The 14174-nt window shown below is 60.1% G+C and carries 11 protein-coding genes; 6 read left to right on the top strand and 5 right to left on the bottom strand.

Translation table 11 applies throughout. The features are described from left to right. Window positions 1-71: 71 nt before the first annotated feature. Both ACP7E6_RS04065 and fumC read right to left on the bottom strand, forming a co-directional pair. Window positions 72-1139, bottom strand: a complete 1068-nt coding sequence (locus tag ACP7E6_RS04065; protein ID WP_426228118.1) for a GGDEF domain-containing protein — start codon at window positions 1137-1139, stop codon at window positions 72-74. A 185-nt stretch (window positions 1140-1324) separates the two neighbouring features. Next, entirely contained in the window at window positions 1325-2791 is a 1467-nt protein-coding gene (gene fumC / locus ACP7E6_RS04070; protein ID WP_426228120.1) for a class II fumarate hydratase, read from the bottom strand. Window positions 2792-3263: 472 nt separating this feature from the next. Between fumC and ACP7E6_RS04075 the strand changes: the two genes are divergently transcribed. Beyond that, window positions 3264-5141 (top strand): L,D-transpeptidase family protein, encoded by a 1878-nt coding sequence (locus ACP7E6_RS04075; RefSeq protein ID WP_426228122.1) that lies wholly within the window; start codon window positions 3264-3266, stop codon window positions 5139-5141. Between the two features lie 68 nt (window positions 5142-5209). Here the strand turns inward: ACP7E6_RS04075 and gph are convergent, their stop codons facing one another. Beyond that, window positions 5210-5887, bottom strand: a complete 678-nt coding sequence (gene gph, locus ACP7E6_RS04080; RefSeq protein WP_426228124.1) for a phosphoglycolate phosphatase — start codon at window positions 5885-5887, stop codon at window positions 5210-5212. A 219-nt stretch (window positions 5888-6106) separates the two neighbouring features. On the opposite strand from gph, the gene rpiA reads away from it, so the two are divergent. From rpiA to ACP7E6_RS04105, 5 genes are all read left to right on the top strand, one after another. Then, window positions 6107-6799 (top strand): ribose-5-phosphate isomerase RpiA, encoded by a 693-nt coding sequence (gene rpiA, locus ACP7E6_RS04085; protein ID WP_426228126.1) that lies wholly within the window; start codon window positions 6107-6109, stop codon window positions 6797-6799. 160 nt (window positions 6800-6959) lie between these two features. Further along, on the top strand, window positions 6960-7511 hold the full coding sequence (locus ACP7E6_RS04090) for a DUF2059 domain-containing protein (RefSeq protein WP_426228127.1): 552 nt from the start codon (window positions 6960-6962) through the stop codon (window positions 7509-7511). Between the two features lie 205 nt (window positions 7512-7716). Beyond that, complete coding sequence (gene gor / locus ACP7E6_RS04095) at window positions 7717-9108, top strand: glutathione-disulfide reductase (protein ID WP_426228128.1); 1392 nt, start codon at window positions 7717-7719, stop codon at window positions 9106-9108. A gap of 275 nt (window positions 9109-9383) precedes the next feature. Continuing rightward, on the top strand, window positions 9384-10757 hold the full coding sequence (locus tag ACP7E6_RS04100; RefSeq protein WP_426228130.1) for a class II 3-deoxy-7-phosphoheptulonate synthase: 1374 nt from the start codon (window positions 9384-9386) through the stop codon (window positions 10755-10757). A gap of 120 nt (window positions 10758-10877) precedes the next feature. After that, a complete protein-coding gene (locus ACP7E6_RS04105) occupies window positions 10878-11276 on the top strand; it encodes a GFA family protein (RefSeq protein ID WP_426228132.1) in 399 nt (132 codons plus the stop codon). Window positions 11277-11303: 27 nt separating this feature from the next. Here the strand turns inward: ACP7E6_RS04105 and ACP7E6_RS04110 are convergent, their stop codons facing one another. Both ACP7E6_RS04110 and ACP7E6_RS04115 read right to left on the bottom strand, forming a co-directional pair. Further along, window positions 11304-12224, bottom strand: a complete 921-nt coding sequence (locus ACP7E6_RS04110) for a hypothetical protein (RefSeq protein WP_426228134.1) — start codon at window positions 12222-12224, stop codon at window positions 11304-11306. A 216-nt stretch (window positions 12225-12440) separates the two neighbouring features. Continuing rightward, window positions 12441-14174 (bottom strand): pilus assembly protein TadG-related protein, encoded by a 1734-nt coding sequence (locus tag ACP7E6_RS04115; RefSeq protein WP_426228136.1) that lies wholly within the window; start codon window positions 14172-14174, stop codon window positions 12441-12443.

Below are 14174 nucleotides of genomic sequence, written 5' to 3' on the forward strand. Positions count from 1 at the left end.
TGGCTGTTTCAAGGGGCAGGAATAACAAAGGGCGCCACTTGGACGCCCCGGTCCAACAATGGCATTGCCGCCTATTTGCGGTAGATCAGCCAGTTCTTGCCGGTATCCTTCTTCATGCCCTCTTCAAACAGGATCGTCCTGTTTCGGCCGGCATTCTTGGCGCAATAGAGCGCGATGTCAGCCTTGTTGTAGAGGTCGATCGGGTCGTCGGCATGCGATGCCTGGCATACACCGACCGACAGCGTGATCGGGCCGTAATTGACGCCGGTCTTGGAATTCTTGAAGGGCGTGGTTGAAAGGGCGGTGCGGATGCGCTCGGCCACCTGCAGGCTTTCTTCAAGGCTGCTGTCTCCCAGAATGATGGCGAACTCCTCACCACCGGTGCGCGCCACAAAGGCGTCGCGGCGCAGGTTGGCGCGAATGACCGTGCCGACGGTGGCAAGGATCTTGTCGCCGACCGGGTGACCGTAGCTGTCATTGACCTTCTTGAAATGATCGATGTCGGCGATCAAAAGCCCGGTAAAGCTGCGCTGCTGTTCGGAATTGTAGATCGCAGCCAGTTTCTCGTCAAACGCCCGCCGGTTGGCAAGGCGGGTCAGAGAATCCGTATTGGCGATGCGTTTATATTCGTCCAGTTCCTGGCGGATGACCTCCATCTCGAAGGATTTCAGCGAAACGTTTTCGGCCCGCTCCTTGCCCTGGTTCATCGTGTCTGCGGTTGCCTCGGTCAAGAGGCTGACGCACTGGCGCAGGATTTCGGCGCTGGAACTGCTTTTGCCGGTGATGTTCTGGTAGGTCTCGTCAAGCAGCTTGTTGTAGTTTTCGAGCGCGAACTGTTCGTCTCTGAGCAGCTTGAGAAGATCGCCGAGTTCGCTGGCCAGGTGATTGTGGGCCCGGTCGATGCCGGCGGCGTGGTGAAAATGTGCGAAGTAGCGGGCGCCGATCTCGTCCAGCTCTTCCTGGGTTGCACGGCTGCCGAGCGCTGCCAGTTCCTTGGTCAATTTGGGGTTGGAGCCGATATAGGCTTCGTAATAAAGCTCATAGTTGCGCGGTAGCGGCGAGATACCCATGATGCGCATCGCATAGGTTACCTGCGCTGCGATGTCGGGTATTTGAGCCTTGTTCGAAGCCGCTTGCATGGCAAGCTCCTGTTTTGTTGTCTCCAGCCGCTAGTTTTAGGGATTAAAGATTTTGGAAGGCTTAACGTTTGACGAAGTTGGTCAATTAGATTGCATGTAGATGCAGCCTGCGGCCTCGACAAAAGAAAACGGGCAGCACCAAATGGCTGCCCGCATGATCTACCGCAGATTGCGCCGATGACGGATCAGGAAGGGCTGATCATCGTTTCGGGGCGAACCGCCGCGTCGAATTCGGCATCGGTGACATAACCGCCGCCGACGGCTTCTTCGCGCAGGGTCGTGCCGTTCTTGTGGGCGGTCTTGGCGATCTTGGCGGCGTTGTCATAGCCGATCTTGGGGGCCAGTGCCGTGACCAGCATCAGCGAGCGGTCGAGTGCCGCCTTGATGTTGTCTTCGCGGGCTTCGATGCCGACGACGCAATTGTCGGTGAAGGAGACCACCGCGTCGGACAGCAGCTGTACCGACTGCAGGAAATTGTAGGCCATCAGCGGATTGTAGACGTTGAGTTCGAAATGGCCCTGGCTGCCGGCAAAGGTCAGCGCGGCATTGTTGCCGAAGACCTGGACGCAGACCTGCGTCAGGGCTTCGCACTGGGTCGGATTGACCTTGCCCGGCATGATCGACGAGCCCGGCTCGTTTTCCGGCAGCGACAGTTCGCCGAGGCCCGAACGCGGACCGGAGCCGAGGAAGCGGATGTCGTTGGCGATCTTGAAAAGGGCAGCGGCCGCCGAGTTGATGGCGCCGTGGCTGAACACCATCGAATCGTGCGCGGCCAGCGCCTCGAACTTGTTGGGTGCGGTGACGAAGGCGATGCTGGTAATTTTTGCGATTTCTTCGGCAACCTTTTCGGCAAAGCCGATTGGGGCGTTGAGGCCGGTACCGACGGCCGTGCCGCCCTGGGCGAGTTCGCAAAGGCCGGGCAGGGTCATTTCGATGCGCTTGATCGAGGAAGCGACCTGGGCTGCGTAACCGGAGAATTCCTGGCCGAGCGTCAGCGGCGTGGCGTCCTGCGTATGGGTACGGCCGATCTTGATGATGTGGTCGAAGGCCTTCACCTTGGCGACGAGTGCTGCATGCAAGTGCTTCAGGGCGGGCAGGAGGTCATGGACGACGCGCTCGGCGCAGGCGATGTGCATGGCCGTCGGATAGGTGTCGTTCGACGACTGGCTCATGTTGACATGGTCGTTCGGGTGCACGGGCTTTTTCGAGCCCATGACGCCGCCGAGCATTTCGATCGCCCGGTTGGAGATGACTTCGTTGGCGTTCATGTTCGACTGCGTGCCGGAGCCTGTCTGCCAGACGACCAGCGGAAAGTGATCGTTGAGCTTGCCGTCGATGACTTCCTGGGCGGCGGCAATGATCGCGTTGCCGACGGTCGGGTTGAGCCCCTGCAGTTCCATGTTGGCGCGGGCGGCCGCCTGCTTGACGATGCCCAGCGCACGGACGATCGACAATGGCTGCTTTTCCCAGCCGATCTTGAAATTGCCGAGCGATCGCTGTGCCTGTGCGCCCCAATAGCGGTCGCTGGCGACGTCGATCGGGCCGAACGTATCTGTTTCCGTGCGCGTTGATGTCATCGTAATCCCTGCTTTCGTCATTCGATATCGAGACCGGGCGGCGTCGATACCGGAAGGTGGATGAGGCCGCCGCATCGCGACGGTCTGAAGCTGTGATGCGGTTCTCTCTGGCCCAGTTGGCCGGTGCTTGTAAAGAGGTTGCAGGGGCGGTCGGCATGCTACAATCGTTTGAAATAGTATCTCTGCGGAGTTTGCGCAGATCATTCGGAACGCAGGCCATCCAAACCGGCGCACGGCCAAGACGCTGTGCCTTTTCAGACACAAGCGGACGGATAGTTTCCAGCGTCCCCGCCGCAATATTCGCAAAAAATTCCGGTTTTTTCGCACGGGAAGAAATAATCCAAGGAATTCAAATTTTTGGGCACCGTCATCCGTCTTCATGAGGCTGGGCTCTCACACATTCGTGACGGCTGGCAGGGGCCTTTGAGGATGGGCGTTTCCTTTTCATTCACCATCCTTTCTTATAAGTACGAAAGCCTGGTGACATGACGGAGCATCAGGCGCGAACCGCTGACGGCGGCAATGCGACACGGGGACGAGTGAACCTATGAAGTTGATGAAGACTGCTGCGATCGTGACACTGATGACCGGGTGCGCGTTCGCCTCTCTCGGCGTCCAGCGCGCAGAAGCGCTGAACCTCTTGGATCTTTTTCGCAAGAAGAAGCCGGTGGTCGAGGAATTCCAGCCGCTGCCGGGTGTCGAACAGATGCAGCCCGTGCAGAGGCAGGCCGCCCGGCCGCTGCCGAAGGTGACCTCGCCGCAATATTATACCTACAAAGCCGAGCCGCTGCGCCGGATCGCCACCGCAAAGCTCGTCGACCCGGTGGTGACTGGGTCCGTCAGCGCAGACGTCCTGCCTCCGGCGCCACCTGCAGTTCTCGCCGATGCCCGCCAGTTTCTTCCCGAGGTCACCGCTTACGCTCCGGCCGACGTCGCCAAGGCAATCGAGACTTTTTATGCCGGCCGCGATGGGTTTGTCTGGATTGACGGCGATGCGCCGAATTCTGCTGCCAAGGCTGCACTGACGGTCTTGGGGCAGGCGGCCAGCGTCGGGCTTGACCCGCAAGACTATGCCGTCACTGTGCCGTCCGACACGTTCGACCGCAACGATATGGCTGCGCGCGAAAAATCGCTGGTCGAGTTTGAAATCCAGCTGTCCGCCGCAACGCTGACCTATATCGCCGACACGGTACGTGGGCGCATCGATCCGAACAAGATTTCCGGCTATCACGATTTCAAGCGCAAGGCCGTCAACCTGACCGGCAAGCTGGAAAATATCGCCAGAAGCCATGACGTCGCCGCCTATCTGAACTCCCAGTCGCCCTCCGGCGTCGAATTCCTGGCGCTGAAGCGGGAACTGGCGGCGTTGCAGGCGCAGACCAGCGACGCCCCGCAGATCACGATTGCGCCGGGCACGCTTTTGAAGCCGGGTATCAGCAATCCGGAATTGGCCAACGTGGTCGCCGCCATCCGCGTCAAGGGTTCGGATGCGCTGAAGGTCGAACATTCGCTGACACTGACGGCCTACCAGGGCACGCCTGACTATACGCCGGAACTGGTTGCGCTGGTCGAGGGCTTCCAGAAGGAACACGGCCTGACGCCGGACGGCGTCGTCGGCAAGGCGTCGATCCGCATCCTGACAGGCGGCGACACCAGCGAAAGCAAGGCCGCAAAAGTGCGGATCGCCATGGAGCAGGCGCGCTGGCTGCCAGCCGATCTCGGCAGCCGCTACGTCTTCATCAATCAGCCGGCCTACATGGTCTACTATCACGACCAGGGTGCCGAACAGTTCTCCATGCGGGTGGTCGTCGGTTCAAAGGCGCACCAGACGTTCTTCTTCGAAGACGAGATCCAGACGGTCGAGTTCAACCCGTATTGGGGTGTACCGCAGTCGATCATCATCAACGAAATGCTGCCCAAGCTGCGCAACGATCCGGGCTATCTCGACCGCCTTGGCTATCAGGTGGAACTCAAGGGACGGCCGGTCTCGTCCTACGACGTCAACTGGAACGGTTCAACAGCCGGTGTCGCCGTGCGCCAGCCGCCAAGCAGCGACAATGCGCTGGGCGAGCTGAAGATCCTGTTCCCGAACGCGCATGCGATCTACATGCACGACACGCCGTCGAAGAGCTTCTTCAAGAAGGACGACCGGGCGCTCAGCCACGGTTGCGTACGTCTGGCCGATCCGCGCCGGATGGCCGCTGCCGTGCTCGGAACGTCTGTCGAGGATATCGGCAAGCAGATCGCCGGCGGCCGCAACAAGGGCGTGTCGGTACCGGAGAGGATTCCGGTCTATGTCGCCTATTTCACGGCGTGGCCGAACAAGGACGGAGCGGTCGAGTATTTCCACGATGTCTACGATCGCGACATGTACATGGAACGCGCCCTCGAAGCCACCCGTCAGGCACGCCGCGCCGAAGGCTGACAACGGTCCATCGGATCAGTCCATCAAAAAGGCGGCTTCGAGCCGCCTTTTTTGTGTCCCGGCGATCATTACGCCCGCGCGATCAGGCGCCCGATCAGGTCGGGGGTCAGTTCATCGAAATGCCGGACGATGATGTCCGGCTGCAGGCTTTCGATCGGCACGTCGGAATAGCCGAAGGGAACGCCGATCGAGCGAACGGATGCGTTTTTCGCCACTAAAATGTCGTTGAGGCTGTCGCCGACCATCACCGATTTCTCCGGTGAACCGCCGGCAAGACGGATGGTCGACAGCAGGTGTTCGGGATCGGGCTTGCGCACCGGAAAGGTGTCGCCGCCGGTAATGGCGGCGAAGCGGGATGTCAGGCCAAGTCCCTCCAGCAGGCTTCTGGCCAGCATTTCGAGCTTGTTGGTGCAGACGGCAAGGGTGTAGCCGGCGGCAGACAGGCGGTCCATGGCGGTGACTACGCCGGGATAGGGGAAAGAATCGCCCGGCATCGAGCCATGATAGAAGTCGATGAATTCCTTCATCTGCCAGTCGAGGTCTTGGCTGGAAAGCGTCTGGCCGCGCAGCGTGAAGGTGCGCTCGATCATCGCCCTGGCGCCGTGGCCGACGAGATGCGTCAGGTCGTCATAGGTCACCGGCGCAAGGCCGGCCTGCGTCACCGCATGGTTGAGGCTGGCGACCAGATCGGGCGCGGTATCGACGAGGGTTCCATCAAGATCAAACACGACAACGGATACGGACACTGGAACCTCTTGAAACTTGGGGGAAATGTTGCCATCCGGGTAGGGGAAGCGGGGGAGAAAAGCAATCGCAACTTTACGTCACAGCGCCAGGTTTGCTTTTGCATTCTGGCTGCTATTGGGGCTTTTGTTTGCCGTTGCAGCCGTGTAAACGTCTCAGCGGAATGATCGGCACCGGGTTTTTTGGTAGCCTATTGGCGCGTTTTGAGGAGATTGTGGCGCATGGACGCCCGTCAAATGAAGATCAAGGCTGCAGCGGCAGCACTCGACTATGTCGAAGACGGCATGAGGCTTGGTATCGGAACCGGCTCGACGGCGGAGGAATTCGTCCGGCTGCTGGCCGAAAAAGTAGCTGGTGGTTTTCGGGTCGAGGGGGTGCCGACATCGGAGCGCACGGCGCGGCTTTGCCTTGAACTCGGCGTGCCGCTGAAGTCGCTCGAGGACCTTCCCGAGCTCGACCTGACCATTGACGGCGCGGACGAGGTGGACCCGATGCTGCGCCTGATCAAGGGCGGCGGCGGCGCACTTCTGCGCGAAAAGATCGTTGCCTGCGCGTCCGCACGGATGATCGTGATCGCCGACGAAACCAAAGTCGTCGAGACGCTCGGTGCTTTCAAGCTGCCGATCGAAGTCAATGCCTTCGGGCTGGGCGCGACGCGTATCGCCGTTGAAAAACTTGCCGCACGGATCGGACTTTCCGGCGAAATCAATGTCCGCGCTTCCGGCGATGGGCCGTTCATGACCGACGGTGGACATCTGATACTGGACGCATCTTTTGGCCGCATTCCTGATGCAGATGCGCTTGCACGCGAACTGAACGCCATTCCCGGCGTGGTCGAACATGGGCTTTTCATCGGCATCGCCTCTCTCGCCATCATCGCCGGTCCGGCGGGGGCGAGGGTAATGACGGCTTGACCGGTTGCGGCCGACTTGGCCGCGCAGGATTGTTATCAGCGTCGCCGCCGATCGGGAGTGCCCGTTATTGTGGCGACAGCTTTAAAATTGGATTATGCAGGGGTTCGCGGATGCAAGGCGCGCGCGCAACCCGGCATCAACTGACAGGAGCGTTACAGACATGATCAATTTCGCAGGTCTCGGCCGTACAATGGCTGCAACGGCCATCATCCTTTCCGCCGTCATGGTTCCGACCCTGCGGGCGCAGGATGTAACGGACGAGCAGATCAAGGCCGCACGGGCCGCAATCGCTGCCATCAATGCAACCAACGGTTTTGACAACATCCTGCCGAACCTGGCTGAACGCCTGAAGACGACGCTCATCCAGTCCTCGCCGAACTACGAAGACCTGATTTCCAAGACGGTCGACGCCAAGGCTCTTGAGCTGGCTGCCCGTCGCGCCGATCTGGAGCGTGAAGCGGCAACGATCTATGCCAAGACCTTTACCGTCGAGCAGCTGAACGCCATCGCGACATTCTACACGTCCGATGCCGGCAAGAAGCTTTTGAACGACGGCCCGATCGCTTCGCGCGAAATGGTCAAGGCTGCCGACATCTGGGCTGCAGGCATTTCCCGCGATCTGAACGCGGCTGCAACCAAGGATCTCAGCGCGACCCTGACCGCCGGTCAGCAGCCGATCGATGGCACGGCTCCGGTGACGCCTGCGCAGTAAGGAACGGCTGCCGGTTGACCGGTCGCGTGCCTCACGTCGAATTGCTTAAGCCCGGGTCATTCCGGGCTTTTCATTTTGTATCCAGCCACCCTATATCACCATCACACGGCGGAATCGCCGGTGAGGCGCCGTATCGTCCTTCGCGACCGCCGCCTTACCCGTGCCCGCCTTCCTTCGCATATGACCCTGCCGGGAGTATTTCATCATGGCTTCTTTCGATTATGACCTCTTCGTTATTGGCGGCGGTTCCGGCGGCGTGCGCAGCGGCAGGCTTGCCGCAGCGATGGGCAAGAAGGTGGCGATTGCCGAGGAATTCCGTTATGGCGGCACCTGCGTCATCCGTGGCTGCGTTCCAAAGAAGCTCTACGTCTATGCCTCGCAGTTTGCCGAGCATTTCGAGGATGCCGAAGGGTTTGGCTGGACCGTCGGCGAAAGCACGTTCGACTGGAAAAAGCTGGTTGCTGCCAAGGACAAGGAAATCACCCGGCTGGAGGGGCTCTACCAGAAGGGTCTGGCCAATGCCGGGGCGGAAATCCTGCACACCCGGGCGGAGCTGACCGGACCGAACACGATCAAGCTGCTGGACAGCGGCAGAACCGTGACGGCCGAGCGGATCGTCATCGCCGTCGGCGGTCATCCGACGCCGCACGATGCGCTGCCGGGCAACGAACTCTGCATCAGCTCGAACGAAGCCTTCGATCTGCCGGAGCTGCCGAAATCGATCGTCATCGCCGGCGGCGGCTACATCGCTGTCGAATTCGCCAATATCTTCCATGGTCTCGGTGTCGAGACGACGCTGATCTATCGCGGCAAGGAAATCCTGTCGCGCTTCGACCAGGACATGCGGCGTGGCCTGCATGCGGCGATGGAGCAGAAGGGTATCCGTATCCTCTGCGAGGACCTGATCCAGTCCGTCACCAAAAATGCCGAGGGCAATCTGGTTGCGGAAACAATGAAGAACGGCGCCCTGATCGCCGACCAGGTGATACTGGCGCTCGGACGCGTGCCAAACACCAAGGGGCTTGGCCTCGAGGCGGCAGGCGTTACCGTCAACGAGCGCGGCGCGATCGTCATCGACGCGTTTTCGCGCACCAGCGCGCCCGGCATCTATGCGCTGGGTGATGTGACCGATCGCGTCCAGCTGACGCCGGTGGCGATCCATGAGGCGATGTGCTTCATCGAAACGGAATACAAGGGCAACCCGACATCCCCGGATCATGATCTGATTGCCACTGCGGTGTTCTCGCAGCCGGAGATCGGTACGGTCGGGCTGTCGGAAGACGAGGCCGGAAAGAAATTCGAGGATCTTGAAATCTACCGCGCCGAGTTCCGGCCGATGAAGGCGACGCTTTCGGGGCGCAGCGAAAAGACGATCATGAAGCTGATCGTCAATGCAACTGACCGCAAGGTTCTCGGCGCTCACATTCTCGGCCACGAGGCTGGAGAGATGGCGCAATTGCTGGGAATCACGCTGAAAGCCGGATGCACCAAGGACGATTTCGACCGCACGATGGCCGTCCACCCGACGGCTTCGGAAGAACTGGTGACGATGTACAATCCGAGCTACCGGATCAAGAACGGCGAGCGCATCGGGTGAAGCGGTAGGCTGTTGCGCCAAGCACTTGGCAATGCAGGGTAGGGCGGGCCGGGGCGGCGCGCACTTTGCTGGCACAATGGCTTTGCAATCCCCATGTTAACGTTTATAAGCCCGCATCCGCAAAATCGCCGTTTTCCCGAGAAGGAAAGCTGCGGTTCAGGAATTATACCGTTGATACGCGGTTCAAAACCGGCTTCAGGCGGCATTGCCCGGACGCGATCCGGCAATGCGACTGCTGCTGCGGCGGACCTTGCGCAAGAGAACAGGTGATCGACATGGTACAGAATTGGACCCCGAACAGCTGGCGGCAGAAGCCCATCCAGCAGGTGCCGGACTTTCCGGATATGGCAGTGCTGGCCGCCGCCGAAGCGCAGCTCGCGACCTATCCGCCGCTGGTTTTTGCCGGTGAGGCCCGCCGTCTGAAGAGCCAGCTTGCCAATGTTTCGGAAGGCAAGGGTTTCCTGCTGCAGGGCGGCGATTGCGCCGAAAGCTTTGCCGAACATGGCGCGGACACCATCCGCGACTTCTTCCGCGCATTCCTGCAGATGGCCGTCGTGCTGACGTTCGGTGCCCAGCAGCCTGTGGTCAAGGTCGGCCGCATTGCCGGCCAGTTCGCCAAGCCGCGCTCCTCCAATATCGAGAAGCAGGGCGATATCGAGCTGCCGAGCTATCGCGGCGACATCATCAACGGTATCGAATTCACCGAGAAGGCCCGTATTCCGGATCCTGAGCGCCAGATCATGGCTTACCGCCAGTCGGCTGCGACGCTCAACCTTTTGCGCGCCTTCGCGATGGGGGGCTATGCCAATCTCGACAACGTGCACCAGTGGATGCTCGGTTTCGTCAAGGAAAGCCCGCAGGCCGAGCGTTACCGCAAGCTCGCCGACCGGATCTCCGAAACGATGGATTTCATGAAGGCGATCGGCATCACGCCGGAAACCAATCCGAACCTGCGCGAAACCGATTTCTTCACCAGCCACGAGGCGCTGCTGCTTGGCTACGAGCAGGCGCTGACCCGCGTCGATTCGACATCGGGCGACTGGTACGCAACGTCCGGCCACATGATCTGGATCGGCGACCGCACGCGCCAGGCCGATCACGCGCATATCGAATATTGCCGCGGCATCAAGAACCCGCTGGGCCTGAAGTGCGGCCCGTCGCTGACGGCGGATGGCCTGATTGAGTTGATCGACCTGCTCAACCCGCAGAACGAAGCCGGCCGCCTGACGCTGATCTGCCGCTTCGGTCACGACAAGGTTGCCGAAAACCTGCCGCGCCTGATCCGTGCCGTCGAAAAGGAAGGCCGCAAGGTCGTCTGGTCCTGCGATCCGATGCATGGCAACACGATCACGCTCAACAACTACAAGACCCGTCCTTTCGAGCGGATTCTGTCGGAAGTCGAAAGCTTCTTCCAGATTCACCGCGCCGAGGGTACGCATCCGGGCGGCATCCATATCGAGATGACCGGCAATGACGTGACGGAATGCACCGGCGGCGCCCGTGCGTTGTCGGGTGCCGATCTTGCCGATCGTTACCACACCCATTGCGATCCGCGTCTCAACGCCGACCAGGCGCTGGAGCTCGCCTTCCTGCTTGCCGAGCGCATGAAGGGCGGCCGTGACGAAAAGCGGATGGTCGTCAACGGCTGATCAGCGACGCTGATCAAAACCGTGAGCGCATTGAATTTGACAGGACCGGGCCAGCTGACAATGCTGGCCCGGTTTTTTAATGTCCGCAAGGCGAGGCGGATTTCAGTTCGGGGGATGAGCATGACAAACGAAAACACCGGGTCTTGCAATTGCGGCGCCGTCCGCTTTCGCACGCATGGTGAACTGCGCGAAGTGATCGCCTGCCATTGTTCGCAATGCCGCAAGCAGACCGGGCTCTACTATGCGGCGACCAATGTTGCAGACAGCAAACTGGATCTTGAAGGTGGCGAAAACATCACCTGGTATCGTTCAAGCCCGCAGGCGCGCCGGGGCTTTTGCAGGACCTGCGGTTCGGCGCTGTTCTGGAAGATGGATAGTCTCGATTATACATCGATCATGGCCGGAGCGTTCGACACTCCGACAGGGCTGGCATTCGGCGTCCATATCTTCTGTGCCGACAAGGGCGATTTCTACGAGATCAATGATGCTCTGCCACAATTTGCGCAGTCAAGCGCCTGACGGCCTTGGGCGGGGACCGGTTTTCTCTCAAAAGGCACCCTGGGCGATCGATCGGACGGCCTCGTTATAGGCCCATTCCAGCGCACAAAACTTGACGGATTGCCAGCGCTTGTAGTCCTCGACGAAGGAAGCCGTTGCCCAGATCCGGTTGCGGTTGCCGTTGCGGTCCTGCCAGCCCAGCGAACCCTGTGCTTCGGCGCGCGCGAACAGGCGGCGCACATGGGTGCGCGAGAGGGAGTAGTGGCTGGAGAGCTCGGAAAAGCGCAGGTCGTCGACCCAGTAGCAGCCATCCTCCGGTTCGATATTGGCGATCCGCGAGATGAAATCGTCCAGGATCAACCCGCCATATTCGGTCCAGACGAAGCAGGAGATGCTGACGGGCGGTTCGCGCCATGCCTTGTCGGCGATCAACCGTTTGGCCGCGAGCGGCTGGGCGTAGCGGAATATGTCCGGATTTGACTCCAGCCGCGCCACCCTGTCACCCTGGTCGATGAGATCGAGACTGCGCAATTGACCGCGAAACCACAAAGTCATCGCCTCGTGGCTGGTTTCGGTGGGCTCCAGCGGCCGGCTGCGTTTGCTCGGAGACCCCGTCACGTCGCGGATCAGCTTGTAGGCCCGCAGCTCTGCCAGAAATGCGGTTGCCGTGTTGCGGCTTGCAAGATTTGTCGCTGCGATGACGTCGAGAAGTCTCGCCGCCGTTATGCCGGAGAGCGGATCGGCCGGGTCGCGCTGCAGGTGCAGGGCGTAGGCGGCTTGGGTGAGCAGCCATTTCTGCTGAGCGGCGACCAGGCGGGCAATCCGCGGAAAATGGTCGTAAAGCTCGATCATATGCCGCGCACCCTGCTGCAGAACTGGGAACAGCGCAGGATTGGCCGCAAACAGATCGACCTCGGAGGAGACACTGACTTTGGTTGTGTCTATCGCTGATGACTGTGTGCCGATCATGTTTTTGGCGAGAGTCCATACGGGTAAGGTATCGAGCCGGGAATCGGCTGAAAGTCTATTGTTAAGGCATGTCTGTTGCAAAACAGTATAAGTCCATCAATTGTTTCACCAAAGGGTGCAAATATCAGGACGGTTCTTGCCGGTGATCTATTCGAAAAAAAAGACCGGATGGCAAGATTGCCGTCCGGCCTGAGGATAAGAACGCAGATTCAACGTTTATTGAACAAGCACCGGCTGCAGACAGTTGACGCCGGTGACGCGAACATCGGCTTCACCGACCCGGACACCCACCGCCAGAAGCAGATTGTAGATCAAAGTGTCGATTGCCGGCGTAACGGCTCCCAAAGTCTGCGCGAGCGCCGCCTGAACCAGCTTGGGACTGCCGAGCGTCAGGAACAGCACCTGGATATCGACATCCAGGTTGTTCAGCAGCGTTTGCGTCGCCGAGGTCAGGATGTCCTTGGTCGAAACGCTCTTGATGGCGTTGGCTGCGACCTCCGACGGGCTGAACGTCAGTCTTTGCGGCTGCAGGTTCTTCGCTTCGACATGGGCGATACCGTCGATCCTGACCAGAAGCGAGTCGAGGATACGGGCTTTTTCAACTCTTGCCTCGTCGCTGAAGTTTGACAGGACGGTAGGGTTGACCGTGCCGATCGCAATCTCCGCGACGCCCGGAACAGCATCGATCGAGACGCTGGCATTGGTATTTGAACCACCATAGCAGCGAATGTCGGCGAGCTTGGCTTCGGCGTAGGCAACTTCGACATAGATCGGCAGCTTGATCCGCAAACCGGCAAGCAGCGCCAATCCATCAATGTTGACCTCTATGGCAAGCCGCGTTTGCGCCGTGCGCACGGCCGAACCTGGCGCGCCCAGCCTGTGGGCTGGTGTGGTGACAGGGGGTTCACCGATGGCGAGCGTCACGCTGGCCGAGGCAATACCAGGCAGGCCGGCCACGGCCGCGATCGATATCTGGTTGGTACCATTGGCAACGGCTGCGGCCGTCGAGACGATATCGAGCGCGCTGATCTTCATTGCCCAGTTCGACCCTGCATCGACTTTCAATCCCTTTTTCGGATCGATATTGAGTATCCGCGACAAGGTGAAGGTCTTCTTGTTGAGCTTGGTGGCCGTTTCCAGCGCCTTGAGGGCGGAATTCGCAGTGGCGGAGATCCCTTGGACGGCCTGCATGGACGCCAGCAGTTGCGGCATGGTGAGATTGGCCTTCAGCACATCCTCATAGCTCGCGGCCGTCAGGTTCAGGCGCGTCGAAACGCTCTTGAGAAAGGGCTGGACGTTGATATCCGCGTCGACAAGCGCTTGGTAATCCATCACCTTCAACGAAATCGTCGTACCGAGCATCTGGCCAAGCAGTTGATTGAGGATACCGCCATTGAGGCTTGCGAGCCGGGAGCCGACGGAGAAGGATGCGAGTTTCGTGCTGGCTGCAGTGCCGACCGCGCTCATCGTCGGTGGGGCGCTGAACATCGCGGCGAGGTGAAGCGCGCCTTCCTTCTCGATAGAGACCTGGGCCGCATCCGCCGGCGTGGCATTGGGGATAAAACGCTGACCGGTGGCGAGCGCCGGGTCGGGGACATAGCGTCCCTTGACGATCGTGACGATGCCGTTCTTGATCGCGACGACATCTTTCGGGATGACCTTTCCGTCAGGGTTGATCAACCCATCCTTGGTCGCGATCGCCAGAGAAAGGCCGTTGGTCTTGAAGTGATTGCGCGCTGCACTCTCCACATTGGTCAGATCGGAGGCTGCGACGATGGCGGTCAGGTCGGCGACGCCCTGCAACTCCTGCTTCTGCAGGGTGAGATAGCCGAAATCGATGCCGAGCCCGAGCGACATGACGACGAGCGGCAGAACAAGGGCTGCGGAGATACCGATATTGCCCGAGGTGTCGGTCAAGATAGTGCGGCGTTTCAGGGCTTCGCGGACCAT

This window comes from Pararhizobium sp. DWP3-4 (assembly GCF_049898205.1).
Classification (GTDB): Bacteria; Pseudomonadota; Alphaproteobacteria; order Rhizobiales; family Rhizobiaceae; genus Pararhizobium.